Below are 22,860 nucleotides of genomic sequence, written 5' to 3' on the forward strand. Positions count from 1 at the left end.
CTGCCCTTTCATCTAACCGGTAAAGAATGTGGTTTCTTTTCGCTACGGGAGCCTGGCCGCTACCTTACGCTTCCTGATCAAAAGGGGGGCTGGCTCACTGCTCGTCGTTTGCCTGTCCATTAAGGGATTTAGTCAGCCACTCAGCCAAACCGAACAGGTATCCCGGCAGTACCCCGACTCCGCTTATCGGCTGATCAAACATCAGCTGGACGAAGCCGTCGATCAGCAGAACAGGCCGACGCAGGGCGATTACCTCCAGCAACTGGGGCTACTGTTTTATCATCAGGGGAGTTACGCCCAGGCGATCGATTTTCTATTGCAGGCGCAGAAAATCTTTGTAGAGGCTGCTGACGAAAACCGCCTGGCCCGCAACCGAAACGAATTGGGTACGGTCTATTATTACAACGAGCAGGTCGGGAAAGCCCTGATGCAGTTCAACGAAGCGCTGGCGTTTTATCGGCAGCACCGCAACGCCATCGGACTGGCGCAGACCTACGCCAACCTTGGGCATATCTACGAGAAACGACAGGCATCTCAACTGGCTTTTCGCTACCAGCGCCTGGCCTTGCAGCATAGTCTGGTTGCCCGGGATACGGTGAGCCTGACGAAGATATACGAGAACTTGGGCAGTATTTTCGAAGACGAATCCCGCTATGATTCGGCGTATTACTACTATGAGCAGGCTTTGGGACTCGCCCGGCAAACTCACGATGAAATTGGGCAGATCGAGATTCTCAATAACCTGGGCGATACCTTTCGCAAAACGGGACACTATCAGCGCGGCCTGGCATTTTCTCGGCAGGCCCTGCACATGGCGCAGCAGAAACGAGAACTCTACCAGTTGAGCGCGGCTCTGCGGGATATCGCCAAAACTTACCGGGCGATGAACCGACCCGACAGCGCCTACACCTACATCGAACGCAGCCGCGACCTGACCGATGAGATCTACGCCCTCGAAAACAATCGCCAGATTGCTCTCCTGCAAACCCTGTATGAGGTCGAGCGGAAAGACAGCGAGATTGCCCGGTTGAATGCCCGGAAACAGATCGACGTAATCATTATAACGGCTGCCAGTATCGTGCTGGTGCTCATTGGCTCGCTGGGGGTGGTCATCATCAGTCGGCAGCGACTCAGGATTCGGAATGGGCAGGCCCTCAACCAGCGCAATCAGGAAATTTATCGTACCCAGCACGAGCTGATACAGGCCGAGCTGAAAAACCAGCAACTGCAAGAAGAAAACCTGAAAGCGCAACTGGCGCTGAAAAGTAAGGAACTGACGGCGCATACGCTGCAGATCATTCAGAAAAACCAGGTACTCGAAGCGCTGAAAGATGACCTGACGATGATTCTCAAAGACGATAAACGCGATCAGAAAAAGCAGCTTCGTCAACTTGCGCAAAAGATCGATCTGAGTTTCAGTCAGGACAAATACTGGGACGATTTTCGCAATATTTTCGATCAGGTCCATCCAACGTTCTTTCCGGCCCTGACGCGGCAGTTCCCCGACCTGACGGCCACCGACCTGCGGCTGATCGCACTGCTTAAAATGAACATTGCCTCGGCAGACGTGGCCACGTTGCTCGGTATTTCTTCCGACAGCCTACGGGTGGCCCGCTACCGGCTCCGTAAAAAGATAGGTCTGGCGGAAGGTGAGTCACTCTCGGCCTTCATTCAGCGCTTTTCGGCTCCCGCCTTGCTCACCGTCGAAACCGACCATATCTGAGCTATGTGTTGCGGTTCACATTGAGGAAACGGTTTGATAATAATAAGATAATGGTGATTCGGTCTATAGGTAATTGCCTTATAGTCAATTCGTTATAGGGTAGTTGTTCGACTTGTTGCCTGATTGCTTACGTCGTTTAGAACCCTGTTGCCTTTTTGCTAACGGGTCAAATTTGTCCGGTTCCCCGACGCACGTTCACCTTTGTGTTGTCAATCGAACGCACGGTCCGACGTGCTTAATTCGATAAACCGCGATGAAGCAACTGTTACTCTTTCTTGGGCTATTCGTAACGCTGAATGTATCGGCGGGCACCATTCGGGGACGAGCCGTCGATGCCGCAACGGGGCAGCCGGTGGTGGGGGCCACGATGGTTCTCGAAGATACCAAATTCTACAATGTGTCGGGGTTAGATGGTTCCTTTCAGATCAGAAACGTCCCCGCCGGAACCTACAAAATCCAGGTCAGCTACGTGTCGTACCAGACCCTGAGCCGCGAGGTCGTGATCGAGCATACCAGTCAAATCATTACCCTGAATTTGCCCCTGGAAACCGAAACCGACCGGCAACTCACCGAAGTGACGGTGAAAGCCCGACGCGACGGCGGCAGTGACCACACCGCCCGCGACCTCGAACGGAACGCCCTACAGGTCACCAACATCGTGTCGGGCCGGTCCATTGAGCTGTCGCCTGACTTGACGGTTGCCAACGTCATCCAGCGAGTGTCGGGTATCTCGATCGAACGAAACAGCAACGGCGACGGGCAATACGCCATACTGCGCGGGATGGATAAACGGTATAACTATACGCTGGTCAACGGCGTCAAGATTCCCAGCCCCGATAATCGCTACCGGTACGTGCCGCTCGACATTTTTCCTGCCGAACTGCTGGAGCGGCTGGAAGTGTACAAGGCGCTGACACCAAGCATGGAAGGCGACGCCGTCGGTGGGGCTATCAACATGGTGATGAAAGACGCTCCAAACCAGCTGACCGTGCTGGCCAATCTGGCAACGGGCTACAGTGAACTGTTCTTCAACCGTCCGTTCATCAGCTTCGATACGAAACATATCAACGCCCAATCGCCTTACGAGCAGTTCGGCAATCAGTACAGCGCCAAACCCACCGATTTCAACAAAGCCTCGTCGACCTACACGCGCCATAATCCACCGCCTAATCTGCTCGGTAGTTTTGCCATTGGCAGCCGGTTCTTCAACCAGCGCTTTGGGATCATGCTGGCGGGGAGTTTGCAGAACACGTTCAGGGGCAGCAACAGCCTGTTTTTTACTGGTGACGTAGCCGATACACTGCGGGGGGTAACCCTGACCAAACAAAGTGAACGGCAGTATTCGGAGCGGCAAACGCGCTACGGGCTGCATGCCAAGCTGGATTTTCGGCTGAATGAAGCGCACAAACTTCAGTGGTTCAACGGCCTCATCAGCCTGACCAACGAGCAGATCCGGGAAACTAAATCGACCGAGCTGGGCATTGGGGGCTTCGACCCGGTGCTGGGCAACGCTACACTCGGCTTCGAAACCCGCTCCCGACTGACCCAGCAGAAAATTTACAACAGCACCCTGCAGGGAACCCATCAGCTCAGCCCGGCCCTGAGCGCCAACTGGTCGGCGGTGTACTCGACGGCTACGAATGCCGTGCCCGACCAGACCTATGTACCGCTGCTGGGGACCCGCAAAAATTTTGTGGAGCAGCGAACTACCGTTCAGGATGGGCAGCGCCGGTGGGAACACAACACCGACACGGATCTGGCCGGTTACCTGAACCTGACGCTTAAAACAACCCTGGCCGGTGTCGACGTGGAATGGATGGCGGGTGGCCTGTACCGCGACAAGCAGCGGACGAATTTTTACAATAATTACACCGTTCGCCCTGCCAACCCCTTTGCCCAGTACGGCACGGATTTCACCGACTACAACCAGATTGCCTGGACCATCCAAAACCCGCTGGGGTCGGTAGCGTCGGCGCTCAACTACGACGCCAGTGAGCAGACCACTGCGGGTTACCTGCAATTCCACACGACGGGCCAGCCGCTGGAGGTTATCGGTGGGGTTCGGGTGGAGCATACCAACCAGGGTTACGCCATGAAATTCCCGATTGGTGAAGACAATCCGACCGGTAGCCAGATTTACACGGATCTGTTGCCGAGCCTGCACGTCCGTTACCGAACCAACGAGCAGACTAACTGGCGGCTTTCGTATTTCCGTTCGCTGAATCGGCCTGGCTTTTTTGAGATCGTACCGTACCGCATCGTGAACGAAGAATATCAGGAGCGGGGCAACCCGGCCCTGAAGCGGGCCATTGCCGACAATGTGGACCTGCGGTATGAGTTTTTCCCGCGGCCGCTGGAGCAATTCATGGTGGGACTGTTCTATAAGCACATCCAGGACCCCATCGAATACACGCTGCAGAAAGACGCGATCCGGGGACAGGATCTGTATTATGGGCCGGGCAATTTCGGGAACGCCACCAACTTCGGGCTGGAGGTCGACGCCATCAAATACTTCCGGCAGTGGGGCCTCAAAGCCAACTACACCTACACCAATTCCAGCATTACCACGCCTAAGTCGAAGCGGATTCGGAACGAGCAGGGCGATCTGGAAACCATTACGGTCAACCAGACCCGCCCGCTGTTTGGGCAGTCAGAGCATGTGGCGAACCTGTCGATTCTGTACAAAGACGCCGAGCACGGCTGGGATGCGCAGCTGGCCGGTAGCTATACTGGTGGCCGGATCAACACCGTCTCGCAGTTTGTCGATAACGATCTGTACCAGAAAGGTTTCGTGCAGATGGACGCGTCGGCGGAGAAACGGATCGGGAAAGCGAGATCAGGCCGGGCCCATCCAGGCGGGGGATTCCTGCTGTTTGTCAAGGCGAACAACCTGCTGAATACACCCACCGAAATTTTCGTCAACAACGTCAACAGCCGAAACACGGACGTGCCGAACCAGAACCTGTCGGGGAAGACCCTGATCCGGCGGGATTACTACCAGCGCTCCTACGTGCTGGGAATTCGGTACAAGCTCTAGGCCCGGATTGTGGGTGCTAAACGATGTAAGTGCCAATCACGAATGTATAACCAATCAATGACCATGAAACAAGTAATGATGCTGGTGGCCTTGTCGGCTGCTTTACTGGCAGGCTGTTCCAAAAACGACGACAACAGCAACCCAACCGTAAATCCAACCCCGACAGCCGTTGTGAAGGAGTCTGTTTCGGGCGACGTATCGGGCACCTGGACGAAAGGAAGTACCTACAAAATTACGGGTCACCTACAGATTCCCGCCAGCCAGTCGCTGGTGATTGAGGAGGGGGTGACCGTACTCTTTAGTGATTCGACCGTGAAACCCGAAGTGATCGTGCGCGGGAATCTGTACGTGATGGGTACGTCGGCCAATCCGGTCAAATTTACCGTGCCGGACGCCTGGAAAACCACGGCCAATCAATGGGGAAATCTTTGGGGAGGGATCATTGCCGCACCGAGTTCGGCCGAAATCCTGCTCGATAACGCCATCCTCGAATACGGCGGGGCGGTAACGACCGAGAGTTCGCCGTCGGTGAAAGCGAGCCTGTACAAAGCGGCCGCCGGGAACCACGTGCCCGCCATTTACTATTCCAACGTGAACGGGAAGCTGGTGATCGTTAACAGCCGGCTAAACAACCAGAACGAAGACGGTTTTTACATCGAAGGCGGTAAAGTCATTGTTGCCAATAACAAGATCTACACACAGGGCGTATCGGGTGGTGATGCCATCAACATCAAATCGGGTGTGCAGGCCGACGTGGCCTTTAACCTGGTGTATAGCCCGAATACCAACGCCATGAAACTATCGAATACGGGCGATCGGAGTCCGCAGGCCTACGTTGTGGGCTATAACAACACGATTATAAACGCGGGCTGGCGTCGACCGACTATCAAAGGGGGATCGATCTGGGTAGAAGCGGGTGTTCGGGCTGAACTCTACAATAACTTACTGGCCAACGACCGGTTTGGCATCAAGCGCGATCCGAAACTTACGGAAGATAACCGCTCGAAAGTAAGCAACAACCTGTACTACGGTGCGACTCAGGATGGAGTAACGGGCTTCCAGCCGTCGACCGAAATTCTGACCGGCACGAATGATCTGACCAGCAAAAACGTCGGCGATAACGATCCGAAATTCGTCAACTACCCACTTACGACCGATTCGAAAAACGCGTCGTTCAACACGACCTGGGATTTCCATTTGCAGAGTGGTTCGCCCGCTGTCGGCAAAGGCATCACGAGCTTCACCCGTCTGTATGCCGATGGGATTACCTTCGCCAACGGTACGGTCTATAAATCACCGGCCCCGTCGACCACGATTGGCGCGTTCGGTACGAATTAAGTGTGTAATACCGACCGTCCCGGTCGGGTGGATGTAAGTGACACGCCCAACCGGGATGATCGGTACAGTACCGAAACAAGCTCTATAAGAAACTGATGATTCATTCCGCAACGTCGACTTATCCGATACTGGCTGGCTTTCTGCTGCTGGTATCCTGCCAGCCCGACAAAGCCCAGTCGACAGCACCAGCGGGCGAAAAAACCGCCGTCGTTCGGCCGGTTTACATTACCGATACCGTCCGGCATGATACCGACGATCCGGCGATCTGGATCAACCCCGTCGACCCTGCCAAAAGCCTGGTCATCGGCACCGACAAAGATCAGGATGGTGGCCTTTATGTCTTCGATCTGAAAGGAAAAATCGTGAAGGAAGTTCATGATCTCAAGCGCCCGAACAACGTCGATGTAGCCTACGGCATGTCGCTCAGTGGTAGACCGACCGACATTGCTGTCACGACCGAACGGTTTACGCACAAGCTGCGGGTCTTCTCCCTGCCCGACATGAAACCGGTTGATAACGGTGGGCTGGATATGTTCGTGGGCGATACCGGCGAGGGCTTCCGCGACCTGATGGGTATTGCACTGTACAAGTTCCGGTCGGGCGTTCTCTACGCCATGGTCGGGCGCAAATCCGGCCCGACGGACGGTTCCTACATTGGCCAATATCGGCTTGACGACAACGGCGCGGGCCAGGTGAAAGCGACGTTAGTGCGTAAGTTCGGTACGTACAGCGGCCGAAAAGAAATCGAATCCATTGCGGTAGATAACGAACTCGGCTACGTGTATTACTCCGACGAAGGGGTAGGGGTGCGCAAATACTACGCCGATCCCGAAAAAGGGTCTCAGGAACTGGCGTTGTTTGCCAAAACGGGCTTTGCCGAAGATCACGAAGGCATTTCGATTTATAAGACCGGTCCTAAAACGGGTTTTATTCTGGTGTCGGATCAGGGCGCCAACCAGTTCCACATTTTCCGGCGGGAAGGCGAATCGGGCCGTCCTAACGAGCACAAACTGCTGAAAATCGTGAAAGTGGCCGCGCAGGTCAGCGACGGCTCTGAGGTGACGAACGTAGCTTTGGGAAAGCAATTTCCGCACGGACTGTTCGTGACTATGTCCGAAGGAAAAACGTTTCACTACTACCGCTGGGAAGACATTGCCGGCAAGGATTTGAAATAAGTAGTTAGGACTTTCATGTGAAGTACGTTAAGCCATGCCACGGTTCAAAACTGTGGCATGGCTTACGGCTTCTAGGAAAAGCTGAAACAGATTCCAGTAGAGTTGTCAGATAAAAGCATAACCGGTCGGGATTAGGCATAATCCGTTAATTTTGGCGATAGGAGCCTCCAACCGGCCGGGCTTCGATGCCCCTAAAAACGGATTTCCCAACTCATGCCCAATTCGATCAGGACTTATGAATTTAAGCCCGGCTTGCCCGCCGAGATCGAGCTGGTACCTATTTCGGCCCTGTTTCGCCAGCATCAGTCCAACGTGATTCAGCCTCACCGGGCTGATTTCTACCACGTCTTTTGGTTCACCCGGGGTACACCGGTGCATACCGTCGATTTTATTCCCATTGCCATTCAGCCTGATACGCTCTTGTTTGTCAACCGAAATCGGGTTCATTTCTTCGATCAGACGGGCGATTACGACGGCTGGGTGCTGCTGTTCACGGATGCGTTTTTCGTAAAAAATGCGCTTGATGCTCAGTTTTTACACAGTACCGTTTTGTTTCACGATCTGCTGGACATCCCTACGGTTCAACTGAATCAGACCCGGACGGATCTTGTCTCTATTCTTCACCAGCTACGGGATGAACTGGCGGCACCCCCTGACCCCGTGCACGCAGCCGTGCTCCGGAATCTACTCCACAATTTACTCCTGCTGGCGGATCGGGAGCGCCGTCGGCAAGGATTCACCGAAATCAGTAAGGGTCCTCATCTGGCGCACACCCTTCGGTTCACCGAGCTGTTGGAACAGCAGTTCATCAGCCACCGGTCCGTCCGTCAGTACGCCCGGCAAATGGGTATCACCGAACGGCGGCTTCAGCAGGCCGTCGCTCAATCGGTCGGTAAAACCCCCAAGCAACTCCTCGAAGAACGGCTTCTGCTGGAAGCCAGGCGCCTGCTTGTATACACCAGTCAATCCATTAAAGAAATTGGCTTTGCGCTCGGCTTCGAGGAGCCTACCAACTTTTCCCGCTTCTTCCGTCAGCAGGTTGGCCAGACGCCCGCCGATTTTCGAAAGCCGTTTGTGGGGTAAGGTGTTTCGCATTCTGATCATTCTTTCACGCCTTTCTATCTTTCTTTCGACAGCGCAGGGTATGACCTTTGTTTGGTCGAAAGGGGGCTCTCAAGTAGCTATTTGCGAGGGTATTATTTCATCGCATCTTGTCGCTGACACGAGTGGTTGGTCTTGCGGAGCGCCTGATTCATTCCAGTAAAAAAATAGAAATCATGAACAGAAAAGATCAGGTAACGGCTTTGTTGAAAAGCATTGAAACGGGTGAATCCGGGCCGGTAGCGGTCATCAACCCCGGTAAGTACATACAGCACAACCTCGGTGTCGCCGATGGTCTGGCTGGCTTTGGCGCTCTGCTCGGGCAGTTGCCCACAGGTTCCGCTAAAGTAAACACCGTACGGGTTTTTGCCGATGGCGAGTTCGTTTTCGCCCATACCGATTACGATTTCTTTGGCCCCAAAATCGGCTTCGACGTGTTCCGTTTCGAGAAGGACCAGATTGTCGAGCACTGGGATAACTTACAGGAGAAACCCGCCACGGCTAATCCCAGTGGGCATAGCATGATCGATGGCCCGACGCTGGCCACGGATGCTGCTGAAACCGAAGCCAGCAAAAGACTGGTTCGGCAGTTTGTAGAAGACATCCTGGTCAATGGTCGCCTGGAGAAGCTGGCGGGCTATATCGACGGGGACCAGTACATTCAGCACAATCCGCAGATTGGCGATGGGCTGTCTGGTTTGGGCAAAGCGCTGGAAGCTATGGCGAAGCAGGGAGTCACCATGAAATACGATACGATTCATCGGGTGCTCGGGGAAGGCAACTTCGTACTGGTCCAGAGTGAGGGCACGTTTGGTGGAAAGCCTACTTCGTTTTATGATCTCTTCCGGGTAGAAAATGGCCGGATTGCCGAACATTGGGATACGATCGAAACCATTCCGGCATCATCGGACTGGAAGAATAGCAACGGCAAATTTTAAACGAAAAAGCGTGACCCTTCCTACGATGGCAACCCTGCCGAATAAACGCCGATAGCCCGGGAACCATAGAAAGAACCGCAAAAAAACGCCCGACTTAGGCTAAGTCGGGCGTTTTTGTAAACAAACCAGCCGCGTTGACGGCTGGACCTTACTGCTGAAAATACTCGATCTTGTCGGCATCGGTATTGTTGTCCGCCTGGAGTTCGCCCCCGCCGATCACCGTTGCACTCAGGCTCAGGATGCCGGTCGTCTGCGCCGGATTCAATACGCCGGTCAGACCGACCGACAGGCTTCCCCCGGCGGGAATAATCTGCGAGCTGGTCAGCGTATAAAATCCACCGGCAGGTCCGCTGAAACTCCAGGCACCGTTCTGTACCGCCCGGCCCCCAATCGTCGTCTGGCTCGCGTCGAAGTTCAGGTCGAGGTTGGCGTCTTTGCTGATTCGCAGGGTAATCGGTCCGCTGGTGGGCACCGAGTTGATCTCAAACACATCGATCACGGTCGTTACGTCGGTCGAGCCCGTTACCGTCGAAGGGCGGGCGTACATCACCGCCGTCAGGTCGGGGGTAGGCACCAGATTGAAGCGGGCGACACTCGGATCGTGGTCGCTGTCCTGATCGGCAAATTCCGAATTGATGTGTACCACGTCGTAGCCATCCAGCCGCTGATGCAGGCCGCTGCTGACCAGGATGTGGTCCAGCACCTGCGCATTGCCGTCGAAATTATACGTGTACTGCTCGTTCGGAGCCAGCGTTTCCACCAGCGTAGTCAGCGAGGAGGGACCACTGCCTTTGAGAATCGTCAGCGGAGTCGAGAACTGGAAATCGTTCAGATCGCCCAGTACCACTACGTTGGCATCCGGTTCGATGGCCAGGATACTACTGACGAAGTTACGCACGATGGAGGCCTGCTGTACCCGCTGGGTCTCGCTGCTGAGCACGGGTGGCTGGTTCGGGCCGTACAGCGGCTGGTCGCCCCCTTTGGAATTGAAGTGATTCCCGATCACGAACACGGTCTGGCCGTTGAAGGTAAACTCCCCGACCAGCGGTTTGCGGCTGCTGGTCCAGGCCGAATTGGTCGGGTCGATACGCCCTGGGCTGTACGAAAGCTGGGGCACACCCGCTACGTTGGCCACCGTAGTGGCGGAGGTCGACGTGCCACCGGGACGATCCACAAAACTGACCCGATTCGGGTTGAAGAAGAAACCCTGCCGGATATTACCGCCCGGCGCGCCCCCATCCTGCCCAAAGACCGGATCGATCTGGCGGTACTGGTAGGTTGGTCCACCGGCCGAGGCCACCGCATTGATCAGCATCTGGTAGGTCGTGCTGGCATCGACCACACCGCTCGTTCCGGTACCATTGTTATCCTGGATTTCTTCCAGCGTGATGATATCCGGCGATTTGAGGTTATTGACAATGCGGCTGGCCAGGTTGTTGAATTTCGTGGCTCCATCGGTGGGCGCCAGGTTTTCGACGTTGAAAGTCGCCACGGTCAGTTGACTCATTGTCGGATTCAGCGCGGTTTCTTCTTTGGTCAGCGACGAAGGCATCGTCACGGTAGGTGTCGCGATGGGCAGCACTTCGTAATTATCGAAATAATCGACAATCCCGACGATCGTGCTCAGCTTCGTCCCTACGTTCAGGTTGGCCAGTGAGGTCAGGCTGGCCAGGCCGCCGAAAATCTGAATGCGCTCGGGGTTGAAATCGTTGGGCGAGATCAGAATCCCTCCGCGGGCCGTACGCCCGGTGGCATTCGCGCCATCGTCGGCCAGCAGCCAAACCGACCCGTTGGTTTCCGAGGGGCTAACCGTTACGGGACTGTTGATCTGGACCCGCATGCCTTCCAGGCTTTCGTAGAAGTCGATGCCGTCGGTTGCCGGATCGAAGGTGCTGGTGCCCGTTTCGATGTTACCGCCCACGACGTCATCTTCGATAACCGAGGCAGGAATGCTACGGCCGCCAGTGCCCAGAATAGTCACCGAGGGCAGCGGGTTATTGACCGACAGGCGGGTGACGGTCGGGCCGGTGATTTCCGTGACGGTCAGGTTGCTGGCGTTATTGCTGTTGGTGCGGAATTCGGTCACCGTACCGCTCACCGTTACCGCATCGCCTACGGCCACCGTTGGCGCCGAACTGGTGAAGACCAGAATCCCTTCCGAGGTAGCGTCGTTGTTGTCGACATTGGCATCCGCTTCCTGCATGTAGAAGCCGTTGTTTTTCACGGCCGTCACGATACCCGGTACGTTGCTGACCGCCTGGTTACGCAGTGAGGAGATGTGCGTAGTACCCTGGATGTCGTGGATACGGGTCACCCCGCCGTTGCTCAGCACCGTACCGCTGACCGGTACGTTCAGCACCGTGCCACCGCCCGTCAGGGTGATCGTTCCGGTATAGTTGCCGATGCTTTGTCCGGCCACCAACTGCACATAAACCGGTACGCTGGTCAGCGCCGAGTTGCTGTAGGGAAGAGTTGCCGAGGCTCCGAAGCTAACATTATCGCTCGAAACGGCGAAGACCGTGGCATTGGAGGTCGTTACGGTAACGGTGCCGCTCGCCGGATCGAGGTTGCTGCCGCTGACGGCCAGGCTCACGCTGGCTGGACCGCTACCGGCCAGGTATGCTGGTCCCTGCGCGCCCGCCAGGGTTGTTGGCGTAGCCGACAGGGTGGGGGGCGTCGTGCCCGTTGTCGACCCGGTAATCACCAGATCGTCTACACCGACCCACTCGTCGTTGCCAACGGCATTGGTCGTGATGATCCGCAACTGCACCTGCGGCTGGTTGAGAGCCGCCACGGGTAAGGTGATGCTGACGGGTGTAACGAGCGTGGCCGCACTGGGGCCGGTAGTTGCGTCGGCAACGAAAGCGGCCGGGATGTTGGTGTAATTCCCGGTGGTGCCTACCCGATACTGAAGCGCCACTGGCTGAACGGCGTTGTCGGTGCTACCGTCGATATCACGCAGGTTGTAAGCTACCGTGGCGCTGGTCACCCCCGTCGTGTTCAGAAACACCACCAGGTGAGGAGCATCGGCCGTACCCGACCCCTGAAGCGCCACGGTTGGATTCGTGATCGCAAACTCTGCGATACCGCCCGACGTGAGCGTGTTGGGGTTTGTCTGATTGGCCAGGACATTGACCGGCGTAGTCGATCCGTCGGCGACGATCGTTTGCGGATCGGTGCCGGTGCTGGTTGTCAGGTCGTCGCCCCGGTAGCCGATGAGGCTCGGTACGTTGGTCCAGGTATCGTTGGTCGTAATCAGGTCCGCATTCGTCCAGTCCTGCTGGAAAACACCGGTGGCCAGATTGTGGTAGACTGGTCCACTGGGGGTCGTCGAGGCACTGACCGTACCTGTTACGGTTACGCTGGTGCTGGCCGACCCGCTGAGGTTGATGATGGTGCCGGTGACCGCACCGACAGCCGCTCCCGTCAGCCGGGCATACACGAGTGCTGACGTTGTCGACTGAGCCAGCGTCAGCGACGAAGCGAATGTAACGTTATCCGAGCTGACCGCCACGCCGGTTGGAGCGGTTACCGTAATGAGGCTCGTCAGGTTGCTCGCCGAGAGCGTGTACGACTGGGCCACCGAGGGCGTTCCCTGGGTCGCTGTCAGACTGCTCAGCGTCGTCGGGTTGGCCGTCAGGGTAGAGGCCATTGCAGCACCGAGGAGTACGACGTCGCTACGGAACTTCTGGAAGTTGTTCTGAGACAGGTCTTTCGACGCGGTGCCGTCGGCATACCAGACCGTGCTGCCGTTATCTGTTACCAGTTGAATGGGTGTGGTATCGGTCAGGCCAGTTGGTACCTCAACAATCGTCTCGAAGCTACCACCGGTGCTGAGACCGGTCAGGTCGGCGTTCCGTAGTACGGGCGCATCGGCCGGATTGCCGGTCCAGGTGAACAGCGCAAACGTGGTCGACGAACCGATTGGGCCGCCGATGATGATGTATTCGTTGTTGGCATTCCGTTCGATGCTGCGAATGCTGCGTCCACCCAGATCCAGGAAAATAGGGACGCCGAATGTTGCCGGACCGCTGGCGGGTGTCCCCGAAACCAGGGTGGCCAGGTTCGTGATGGGAATGATCAGCGCTTTCGTGCGGTCGGTGGTCGACTGGAGGGGCGCCCGGAAGCCCACATAGCCCGTCGTACCATCGGGCCCCAGGGTAAAGCCTTCGATGTTGAAACCCGCGGGCGTTTCCGGATCGACGCCCGTTGCCGCACTGCCCGTGAGTCCTAAGGCACCGGCGCCCAGGCCGTGACCGTTGCTGGTATCCCAGTTCACCAGGTCGGTCCGCAGCGACGCGTAGTAGCCGCCGAAGGTCAGGGTCGTAGCCGCGCCGGAGCCATTGACAGTCGTACTGAAGATGCGCTGTCGGTTGGAGGCTCCGCCTTCCGAATGCGAGCCGAGCCAGTAAATGGTGTTGCCGGTTCGGGTCGACGCTTCGATATCCACTTCCCCGTTACCGGATAAGCCCAGTGCCGAATTGAAGTCGAAGCTGTTGAGTGGCAGTCCCGATTTGGTGCGGTCGTAGAGCCGGATCGTCTGGTTTTCATCATCGCCTACCAGCATGTAGTTGGCGTCGATGGGAATGGCCGTCGAAGCATCGCTCACGCCCGTATGAAAACGTGAGCTGGCAGATACGACCGAGGCCGCCGATGCTGCATAATTAATGATGTACGTGCCGACGGCACTGCTGCTGCTGGCCGCCAGGGTGATGGTTGCGTAACCGACATCGGTTGGGGTAATTTTCAGGGTACGGTTCGCATCGGTGCCGCTCAGCACGAGGTTGGCATTTGGTACGACCGCTGTGTTGCTGCTGCTGGCGGTGACGGTCAGGTCGGCAATTGCGCTGAGGGCGAAATTGAGCCCGGCGGTGCTGGCTGGGTCTGTGGGGTCGTCGATCACCCCGCCCACGTACGCCGGACCATTAATCGGCAGACTGACAAACGGCCCGTTACTGGTCGCGCTGATGCTCACCGGCTGAGTGGCTGGTGGATCGCTGAGCTGTACGGTAACCGGATTCACCGCTATACCATTGTAAGCCGCATCGGTACTGGTCGCGTTCTGGGTTACGGTTACCGAACGGGTGCCCTGCACCGTTGCGTCGTCAGTAGCCGAAACGGTCACGGTCTGGGCGGTACTGTAGTTGGCCGGGGTAAAGAGCAGCGAGGCCGGCGCTACGTTGAGGGGGCTACCGGGGCTGTTGATGGCGATGGTCACGTCGGCCGAAGGGGCACTGTTCAGCGCAACGGTATACGTGTCTGTAGCGCCCCCTTCCACCACCGTAGTGCTGTTGAGCGATTCCCGGACCAGCACCCGGTTCAGCGGGATGTTGTAGCCACCGGGGTTACCGATGTTGCCATCGACCGAGGTGTAGGTGTTCTGCGCATCGCCCACGGCCGACAACTGCCAGGTAGCCGCCGTCGTCGAGCTGAGGTTGGTAACGGTCGGATAAGCGCTAACTCCGTTGGCTGTTGGGTTGCCACCGCTGCTGTAGGTGAGCCGATCGATCAGGTTGTTATTGTTGTCGTAAATATTGATCTCGTCGCTGCCGCCCAGGTTGTTGGTGTTGCCTCCCACCACTTTGACCGTAACGGGCAGAAACCAGTTGGTCCGGAAAGCAGCCGCCGACGACTCCGAAATAAGGACTGACTCGCCGGGCGCTACCACACCCAGACTGCCGATGGGGAACGAGCCGGGCTGGCGCGAACTGTCGTCAAAACTCCAGCCGGTCATGTCAACCGGTGCGTTGCCAATGTTGGTCAGCTCGATGTATTCCGAGCCATTGTACATATACTCCGTAATCTCGATCTGGCCGGCCGCGGGCGTTGAAACAGTGCCGCTCAGAGCGACATTCGCGACCAGCGTGCCGCTGGAGGTGTGCGTGATCGTACCGTTGAAGGAACCCGCCGGCGCGCCGGCCGATAGCCGGGCGAATAAGGGCTGGCTGAGGGTTCCGCTGGTGGGCGTGAAGGTCGCCGTCGTGCTGAAAGACGCGCCATCCGTGCTGATTTCCGAACCCGCGGGGGCCGATACCGCTACGTCACCGGCCAGATTACTGCCACTGAGCGTGTACGCCTGCGTAGCCGAAGCCGTCCCCTGGGTAGCCGTAAAGCCGGTCAGGGCGGTAGGGTTGGCGGTCAGGGTGGGTAATACCTGGACCGGCTGTGAGGTAACGTTCACCTCATCCAGACGAATTTCGGGACGGGTTCCACCATTGCCCGGCGCCATTTCATAATATACCCAGCGCAGTTGAACAACGGGTAAATTGTTGAGGACTGACGGAAGGGCGAGGGAACTGAAATTTTGGGCGCTTCCGGCGGTAGTAGACGAAGTGTATAGGCCACCGGCCAGGTTGGTGAAAGCCCCTGTGGTGCCGATACGGTACTGAAGCTGTAAGCCCCAGACCCTTGGATTGGCAGCCGTGCCGTTACCATCGCCTGGCGTTATGGTTCCGGCTGTCCAACTGACCGCTATGCTCGACCGGTTGGATGTATTTAGGGCTAACACGGCACCGAGTGGGTAAGTGGAGCCTGCAGCTGAGCAGGTCGCATTCTGGCCGCTGGAGGTATTGATAAAGCTGACGCCGAGGTCATTCCGGCCGAGTATGCGCGAACGGCTACTCAGGTTGTAGGCACAGCCATAATCGCCGGAAGCCGTAACGGTTGCACTGCCTGGCGACGCTGAAGCAGTGGCATACACCATGCTGCTCGGGTAAGTACCAGCTGCTGAAGTCGACGGCCAGGCGGTGAAACTATACGGTTCTGTGGACAGGTCGAAAGGAGTCGGATTTGTTTGCGCCCAGACTGGCAGGAGTAAACCATTGCCTAACAGAAGGATAAAGCATCCCAGGAGCCATCGGGCGAGCGGTGGCTGTATACATTGTTTCATAGAAGAATCGGGTAGTTCTTCTTGCAAAGCTACGGCGACCCTCCCGCGCAGGGGTTAAGGCAATATTATGTTCTGAAGGGGGGCGTAAACAGTTAATTTACATTAAACCGGCACTGAAACTACGGTAAGTGTTCCGGACTTAAAAAGGTAAACGTAATTGAAAAAATGAAAATTTAAAGTGTAAAAAAAGTAACCATTTGGTCAAGTAGGTTATGGTATGTCAAGCTGATTGGGTAAAAAAACGAGTCGTCTATTTACCAGATCAGCTGGCCGGACAAGGTAGCCTGGCCAGCATTGTGGAAACAGGCAGGACCGCTGACGAGCTGAACGACAAATTTGGGAGATTCGCTACGGTAGGCCACGCGATGGAAAGTTGGTGAACCGGCCGGATGGCGAGAAGCATAACCAGTGAATGGCGATAGGCCGAAGGGCTGCTTCAATTAAATTTTCCAAAACCCCCAACATCTTTTCGTTCAAACCGTTTAGGGAGAAAATTATTGATAATTTGCCGTGTAAATGCAGGTAGGGTATTGGTCCCTACACGGTGGCTACTTATGTCTGTTTCGTTTCCTATTTTGCTTGTCGACGATGATTCGACCATTGCCGATATTATTCGTCGGGCTGCCGAGAGTGTTTTTCCTGAAGCCCATATTTTCCACGCCAGTAATTTCGAAGAAGCGGCTTCCTTTCTGCAGAGTGCCGACAAAGAAGTTTTTCGATTAGTTTTGCTCGACATTGACCTGCAGTCGGCGCTGACAGGCTTCGATTTCTTATCCCTACTTCGCCAACAACCTTACGGCCAGTTGATACCCGTGATCGTGCTATCGGCCAGTCGCCTGCAAAGTAAGGCTAAAGAAGCCTACGAACGGGGTGCCAATGCCTTTACGACCAAGCCTTTTAGTTATGCCGACTGGAAAGAATATGTCGGGCAGCTACGCTCGTACTGGTATAAAACGGTAACCATTCCTCAGGTGCGTAGCTGGCGGGTCACCGAGCCATAAGGCACGTTTTGCCGAAACGATCAAACTCTTTTCAGCACAAACAGTTTTGCATGTGCCCGTATGAAGTGGCACCTTGTATCAGTCACAGATAATTCTATGAATAAAGACGTACCTTTTGAGATTTTAGTCATTGACGACGATCAGCCCACCGTTGATTTATTAGAACGGGTTGCCCAGCAGAATTTTCCCCAGGCCAACTTTATGCACATCAGTTCGCCAGAACAAACGATGGCTTACCTGGGCAGTGGCGAAGTAGACTGGCCGCGCCTGATTCTGCTGGATATCGATTTCAAGCAGCCCATGGATGGGTTGGCCTTATTGCCTCAGCTTCGCACGCACTTTAAGGGGCAGGTGCCAATCATTATGTTCTCCGTGTCGGCCGAAGATGATCAGGTTCAGGAAGCCTATGATACTGGTGCCGTGGCCTATACCCGTAAGCCCGACTCGCTGGAAAGCTGGCGCGAATATGTGCAGTTGTTGAAAGCGTACTGGCATGAGACCATCCTGTTGCCACCTCCTCCGCTGCCCCCCATCGATATGTTGAAAAGAAACTGACCTATTAGCCAGCGCCAATGCATGGATGAAATTTTCAATTACCTCAACGAGACGTATGAGGCAGGTCGTTCGATTCTGAACGGGCGGGGCAAAATCGACGGGTATGCCTTCGACGGCTATGCCATCAGTGGGCTTTTTCACCTGGATCAGGCGCACATTTCCTTTCAGATTACGAACGGGCCAACTCCCGAAACCGGCTACGTGCTGGAACTGGAGCACGATGGGCAGAAGGTTATTCAGGAAGACCTGTCCGGACAAGAGATCATTCAGCAATTTCAAACAGGAAACCTGCCCCATTTTTAACGGAATTTACCTGTCTCGCTATAAGCAGTTCCTGCTGAAGCTGTTCGATTTGCTGGTTCAGAAGCCGACTGAGGTATTGGGCTTCCTGAATGATGACCGGATCTAAAGTCGACTCGTGTCGATTCAGTCGCTGCTGGGCGACCTGTAAGTAATCGGTTAGCATCGACAAATGTTGCCTAAGCAGCACAATGGTCAGACGGCTCGAAACATCCATGAGTATGGGCTAAATTGGTACCGCTGTAACCCTTCCCTTCACAATAGGTTTGTTTTCCGGTTTTTAGTGAGCATCCGGTGCCCTGAGGCTGAGAATCCAGCGGCAATACAACACCAGATCGAGGGTTTTATCATTCATCCGCGAGGGGTCTTTTTCGTAGCAACCGACCAATGACTACAGCCATTCGTCCATTGGCAAACAGAACGAGAAAGCCGCCGTTTCTACCGCGAATACATGTCCCATTCTCCTGTAGTACGGCCGTGCAGAATTGGCCTTTCAACGCCGGATCGGTCAGTCGGTCACCTAAATAAAGATAGCGTTTGGTTGGGGGCATTGACGTCAGAAATTTTTTGGCTGATTTTGATTTGTTAGTCGATTCATCTGTGTAAATTAGAGATACTAATTTGACGGGAACAGGGCCTGGGCACTTGCTCAGGCTTTTGTCTGTATAAGCCTCTGGGCGTGCGCATTCAATAGGTTTTCGGATTTCTGTTAACTTTTCGTATACGAAAACAGAGCCAATCCATGTTACAGGGATAAGTACTGAACTTTATCCCTATTAACGATGAATCTTACCTTAATTAGCCAGATTCTGGCTGAAAACGACCGTGTCCAGCAACTGCTGCATGAGCAGGGGCCGGGCCCACTGCTGAAGAGCTACCAGCACATTAAAAAGCTAACCCGCCGATTGAGAGATCTTACCCCCTCGGCCCGGCCGTATTGTCTGGCATTTACGATTCTGGCCAACTTCACCAAGGCTGAATTGAATCAGTTGCAGCAGCATTACGATTATGCCGGCTGGGACAGTTTATCCCGAACACCCTATGCGCTGGCCTTCGAGCGGCTGCAGTATCAGACCAATCTGGCCGTATCGATGTTATCCTGAGCAGGTAAAGGCCTGGGCCGACAGCCCGGTTTTTCTACTGGCTACGCTTGTAGTCGGCAGGAAGCCGGGCTGTCTGGCGTTTATATGTCATTACTGTTGACGAAGCCCTGCGTCGATTGTTTTTTTAATAACTGAAATAGACTACCTAAAAATAAATATATAGACGTTTTTAGTATAAAGTCAGGAAATGGTGGAGTCAAGTTCAAACTATATGGGGATAAATTAGCTTGTTAACTCTTTATCGTTACGAATATAAATAAGTTTTAATAGGACTGCTACCATAGGCAAATAAAGGAGGCAGTGTAACCGAATTATGTACCGCTTCCTTATAAGACAACCGCTTACCAATGTCCTGTGGCATAAAGCGTTGTTGCTCAACGTTTTTCGATTAGTCCTGGTCTTAAACTGTTTTCCCGTTTTTAGTCAGACGACCTATTACGTAGCCAATACGGGAAATGACCAGAACGCAGGCACGGCCCCCGGCACGCCATTTCAGAGCCTGACGAAAGTGAATCAACTGGCCCTGCAGCCCGGCGACGTGGTCCGGTTTCGGCGGGGAGATACCTTCCGCGGCACCCTGCTTGTGCGGCAGTCGGGCGCAGCCGGCCGGCCCATTGTCTACGAAGCCTATGACAGTGGCTCCAGCCCTACGCTGGCGGCTTCGGTGCTGCTGACGAACTGGACAAATATCGGAGGCAACGTCTGGCAGGCTGCCTGCCAGACCTGCGGTAGTTCGGTGACGGGGGTATACCGCGACGAAACCGCGCTGCCGTTAGGCCGCTATCCGAACCTCAATGCCAGTAACAGAGGTTACCTGACAATCGCATCACATAACGGTCAGAATCAGATTGTTAGTCAGGAGAATTTGCCCGGCGGCATCAACTGGCGGGGCGGAGAAGCCGTGATGCGGCCCACGCAGTGGATCATCGATCGGGCAACCATTACCCAGCAGTCGGGCAACACCCTGAACCTGGCCAATTACGCCAATAATTCGACGTACACCCCCGGCGATGGCTGGGGCTATTTCATCCAGAACCACCCAGCCACGCTCGACCAGAACGGCGAATGGTATTACGACGCAGCAAATAAGCTTATCCGGCTATATAGTGATCAGGCCAATCCCAACAGCCAGCGTATTGCGGCTACGGTACAGAGCCGCGGAGTCGACGCCACCGGCGTGTCGTATGTGATTCTGCGCAACCTGCACATCACCCAGGCGCTCAACGAAACCCTGTCGGCTACCAATGTATCGAGTTTCACCGTAACCAACAGCGAGATTTCCAACTCCGGCGAGGATGGGGTCGTTATCAAAGGAAGCGGTTCGAATCTGGTGCTGGAAGCCAACACCATTGTCGAGGTCAATAACAACGGCGTCCGGATCGACCCTTACCAGAATGTTACGTTTAGAGGTAATAGTTTACGGCGGGTGGGCGTCTGGCCCGGCCGCGGAAAAGGGGGCGACGGTCAATATAACGGGTTTCAGTCGACCGCCAATGCAAACGTGCTGATCGAACAGAACCGCATCGACAGCGTGGGCTACAACGGCCTCACCTTTGGAAACAACACCCTCATCCAGCAGAACGTCATTTCGAATTATTGCATGACCAAAAGCGACGGGGGCGCGATCTACGCCTGGAATGGCCTTAAAGCCGCCATGACCAATATCAGAATCGTCTCCAACATCATTTATAACGGAGTCGGCGCGCCCGAAGGATCGTATCGACGCGAATATTCGGGTGCGAACGGCATCTTCATGGACGATTGTGTCGAGAATGTAGAGATTCGCAACAACACCGTGTTCAATAACATTCAGTGGGGCGTTTTTCTGCACGCGGTCAGTAACATTACGTTTGTAGACAATACTTCCTTCGACAATGGAGTCAGTCAGTTTTCGGTTTATCCCAACGGAAACGTCTGCCTGCTGCGGAACAACGTGTTCAAGCGGAACATTTTCATGAGTAAGCTGCCCACGCAGGGAACCGCCCAGTACGAATCGTATACGGATGATCTGCCGCAGTTTGGCACCATCGACAGCAATTATTATGCCCGGCCGTTCGACGAAGGCGCTACCATTCTGGGGGTGATCAATGCCAACCAGGGAAGCCTGTATACCCTCGCCGACTGGACCCGTTTTTCAAAGGGATTCGATAGCCATTCGAAAGTCAGTCCGCTGACCTATAAGCAGTTTAAAAATGAAGGCGGTGGCGGAACGAGCCGCATCAGCAGTACCTTCGACACGGATCTGGATGGCTGGTACATTATTTACAGCAACTACAACAATGGCGAAGCCGTACTCGACCAGACCAACAAGCTCGACGGCAACAGCCTGCGTATTTCGTTCACGAATCCGGCCGGGAGAAAAGATGCCTACACGCAGGCAATCCGGCGGTTCGGTACGCTCATCAAAGGAAAAACCTACGTGCTGCGGTTCGACGCGGTGGCTTCCGTCAACGTCGATATTCTGGTCTATCTCCGAAGCTACGGACCGCCATACACCAACTACGACCGGCGGTATACTGTCAGCCTGAGCCCCAGCCGCACCAGCTACGAACTGCCGTTTGTCGCTTCGGCCGATGGGGTCGATCCGGTGGCCATGTTTCAGATCGATGGGGAAGGCCCTACCTTCTGGCTGGACAACATTCGCCTGCAGGAAGATGTGCCGATCCGAAATAACCCGGATGAATTTATCCGGCTGTTCTATAACCCAACCCTGAAAGACAGTGTCGTGACCCTGACGGGGGCTTATCGGGATGTCAACAACAAACCCTACCGTCAATCGGTTACGTTGCGGCCATTTAGTTCGATCGTGTTGCTGCGGGATACCCTGCCGGTGGCTTATGCCGACCTGAGTCTGTCGCTGCAAACGGCCAGACGGGTGCTGCAGGTGAACGAACCGACCGAGCTGCGGCTTGAGGTCCGTAATCAGAGCGCGACCCCGGCGGCACTGGCGCGGTGGACCTACCGCTTACCGGCAAATCTGGATATCGTGCAGGACGATGGACAGGTATATGGCGACCGGGTCCTGACGGGAACGGTGTCGCAACTGGCACCGATGGCCGATACAGTCTTTACCTTTCGGGTTCGACCGACGTCGATGGGGCTGTTCCGGACGGCGGCTCAACTGACAACTGCCACCTCGCCCGACCCCGACAGCCGCCCGAATTCAGGCACTGCCGACGGCGAGGATGATGCCGCAACGGTCGAGTTTCGGGTCGACGGGCCAGCGATGCCCGTTTATGAGTCGCCGAATCCGAACCAGCGGAGCCTGCCCACTGTCGTTTCCAGTCAGCCGCCCGCTAACCCGGATCAGGCCGATCTGAGCATACGCCTGATAGCGGACCAGCTTACCGCCAGCCTGGGGCAACCCATAACTTATACGCTGTATGTGACCAACGACGGGGGGCGAGCCGCGGATGCGGTTCAAGTGGAAAATCAGCTGCCCGATGGGGTCGAGCTGGTCGAGGCAGCGGGCTGGGCGGGAAACGGACGCCTGCTTACGACAACGCTGGGAACCGTAGCGGCCGGGACCACGCGGACTGTTTCTTTTCAGGTTCGTCTGACCACGCCGGGCGACTGGATAAACCGGGCGCAAATCAGCGCATCGAACACGCCTGACCCCGATTCGACCCCGGGAAACGGTTATATGAATGGGGAAGACGATCAGGTAGAGATCCGGGTGAGAAGCCGATAAAATGTCCCT

The 22,860-nt window shown here is 55.5% G+C and carries 13 protein-coding genes; 11 read left to right on the forward strand and 2 right to left on the reverse strand.

The window, feature by feature from the left end; translation table 11 throughout:
• The first annotated feature begins 28 nt into the window (after window positions 1-28).
• The 6 genes from ACYVC2_RS24150 to ACYVC2_RS24175 all read left to right on the forward strand — a co-directional run bounded on the left by ACYVC2_RS24150 (window position 29) and on the right by ACYVC2_RS24175 (window position 9,312).
• Window positions 29-1,723 carry a helix-turn-helix transcriptional regulator gene (locus ACYVC2_RS24150; RefSeq protein WP_461106584.1) on the forward strand — a complete coding sequence of 565 codons (1,695 nt, stop codon included), beginning with the start codon at window positions 29-31 and terminating at the stop codon, window positions 1,721-1,723.
• Between the two features lie 253 nt (window positions 1,724-1,976).
• Window positions 1,977-4,760, forward strand: coding sequence for a TonB-dependent receptor (locus ACYVC2_RS24155; RefSeq protein ID WP_461106586.1), 2,784 nt, complete (start codon window positions 1,977-1,979; stop codon window positions 4,758-4,760).
• 63 nt (window positions 4,761-4,823) lie between these two features.
• Window positions 4,824-6,098, forward strand: a complete 1,275-nt coding sequence (locus tag ACYVC2_RS24160) for a right-handed parallel beta-helix repeat-containing protein (RefSeq protein ID WP_461106588.1) — start codon at window positions 4,824-4,826, stop codon at window positions 6,096-6,098.
• A gap of 95 nt (window positions 6,099-6,193) precedes the next feature.
• Window positions 6,194-7,273 (forward strand): phytase, encoded by a 1,080-nt coding sequence (locus ACYVC2_RS24165; protein ID WP_461106591.1) that lies wholly within the window; start codon window positions 6,194-6,196, stop codon window positions 7,271-7,273.
• Between the two features lie 213 nt (window positions 7,274-7,486).
• On the forward strand, window positions 7,487-8,356 hold the full coding sequence (locus tag ACYVC2_RS24170; RefSeq protein WP_461106593.1) for a helix-turn-helix domain-containing protein: 870 nt from the start codon (window positions 7,487-7,489) through the stop codon (window positions 8,354-8,356).
• A gap of 194 nt (window positions 8,357-8,550) precedes the next feature.
• The gene (locus ACYVC2_RS24175) at window positions 8,551-9,312 is read left to right on the forward strand and encodes a nuclear transport factor 2 family protein (RefSeq protein WP_461106595.1); all 762 of its coding nucleotides are present in this window, start codon (window positions 8,551-8,553) and stop codon (window positions 9,310-9,312) included.
• A gap of 148 nt (window positions 9,313-9,460) precedes the next feature.
• Here the strand turns inward: ACYVC2_RS24175 and ACYVC2_RS24180 are convergent, their stop codons facing one another.
• Window positions 9,461-16,201 carry a lamin tail domain-containing protein gene (locus ACYVC2_RS24180; RefSeq protein WP_461106597.1) on the reverse strand — a complete coding sequence of 2,247 codons (6,741 nt, stop codon included), beginning with the start codon at window positions 16,199-16,201 and terminating at the stop codon, window positions 9,461-9,463.
• A gap of 554 nt (window positions 16,202-16,755) precedes the next feature.
• Here ACYVC2_RS24180 and ACYVC2_RS24185 point away from each other — a divergent pair.
• The 3 genes from ACYVC2_RS24185 (at window position 16,756) to ACYVC2_RS24195 (ending at window position 18,060) form a co-directional block, all read left to right on the forward strand.
• Window positions 16,756-17,202, forward strand: a complete 447-nt coding sequence (locus ACYVC2_RS24185) for a response regulator (RefSeq protein WP_461106599.1) — start codon at window positions 16,756-16,758, stop codon at window positions 17,200-17,202.
• Between the two features lie 96 nt (window positions 17,203-17,298).
• Window positions 17,299-17,757 carry a response regulator gene (locus tag ACYVC2_RS24190; RefSeq protein WP_461106601.1) on the forward strand — a complete coding sequence of 153 codons (459 nt, stop codon included), beginning with the start codon at window positions 17,299-17,301 and terminating at the stop codon, window positions 17,755-17,757.
• A 21-nt stretch (window positions 17,758-17,778) separates the two neighbouring features.
• Window positions 17,779-18,060, forward strand: a complete 282-nt coding sequence (locus ACYVC2_RS24195) for a hypothetical protein (protein ID WP_461106603.1) — start codon at window positions 17,779-17,781, stop codon at window positions 18,058-18,060.
• Here the strand turns inward: ACYVC2_RS24195 and ACYVC2_RS24200 are convergent.
• Window positions 18,020-18,274, reverse strand: coding sequence for a hypothetical protein (locus tag ACYVC2_RS24200; RefSeq protein WP_461106605.1), 255 nt, complete (start codon window positions 18,272-18,274; stop codon window positions 18,020-18,022). The genes ACYVC2_RS24195 and ACYVC2_RS24200 overlap by 41 nt on opposite strands.
• Before the next feature lie 565 nt (window positions 18,275-18,839).
• Between ACYVC2_RS24200 and ACYVC2_RS24205 the strand changes: the two genes are divergently transcribed.
• A complete protein-coding gene (locus ACYVC2_RS24205; protein ID WP_461106607.1) occupies window positions 18,840-19,160 on the forward strand; it encodes a hypothetical protein in 321 nt (106 codons plus the stop codon).
• A 313-nt stretch (window positions 19,161-19,473) separates the two neighbouring features.
• Complete coding sequence (locus tag ACYVC2_RS24210) at window positions 19,474-22,851, forward strand: right-handed parallel beta-helix repeat-containing protein (RefSeq protein WP_461106609.1); 3,378 nt, start codon at window positions 19,474-19,476, stop codon at window positions 22,849-22,851.
• The last annotated feature ends 9 nt before the right edge of the window (window positions 22,852-22,860 follow it).

Source organism: Spirosoma koreense (assembly GCF_054777875.1).

Bases quoted from the DNA above. Each gene is read 5' to 3' on its own strand.
- ACYVC2_RS24155 (WP_461106586.1), top strand. From the start codon at position 1,977: ATGAAGCAACTGTTACTCTTTCTTGGGCTATTCGTAACGCTGAATGTA.
- ACYVC2_RS24160 (WP_461106588.1), top strand. From the start codon at position 4,824: ATGAAACAAGTAATGATGCTGGTGGCCTTGTCGGCTGCTTTACTGGCA.
- ACYVC2_RS24165 (WP_461106591.1), top strand. From the start codon at position 6,194: ATGATTCATTCCGCAACGTCGACTTATCCGATACTGGCTGGCTTTCTG.
- ACYVC2_RS24170 (WP_461106593.1), top strand. From the start codon at position 7,487: ATGCCCAATTCGATCAGGACTTATGAATTTAAGCCCGGCTTGCCCGCC.
- ACYVC2_RS24175 (WP_461106595.1), top strand. From the start codon at position 8,551: ATGAACAGAAAAGATCAGGTAACGGCTTTGTTGAAAAGCATTGAAACG.
- ACYVC2_RS24180 (WP_461106597.1), bottom strand. From the start codon at position 16,201: ATGAAACAATGTATACAGCCACCGCTCGCCCGATGGCTCCTGGGATGC.
- ACYVC2_RS24185 (WP_461106599.1), top strand. From the start codon at position 16,756: ATGTCTGTTTCGTTTCCTATTTTGCTTGTCGACGATGATTCGACCATT.
- ACYVC2_RS24190 (WP_461106601.1), top strand. From the start codon at position 17,299: ATGAATAAAGACGTACCTTTTGAGATTTTAGTCATTGACGACGATCAG.
- ACYVC2_RS24195 (WP_461106603.1), top strand. From the start codon at position 17,779: ATGGATGAAATTTTCAATTACCTCAACGAGACGTATGAGGCAGGTCGT.
- ACYVC2_RS24200 (WP_461106605.1), bottom strand. From the start codon at position 18,274: ATGGATGTTTCGAGCCGTCTGACCATTGTGCTGCTTAGGCAACATTTG.
- ACYVC2_RS24205 (WP_461106607.1), top strand. From the start codon at position 18,840: ATGAATCTTACCTTAATTAGCCAGATTCTGGCTGAAAACGACCGTGTC.
- ACYVC2_RS24210 (WP_461106609.1), top strand. From the start codon at position 19,474: ATGTACCGCTTCCTTATAAGACAACCGCTTACCAATGTCCTGTGGCAT.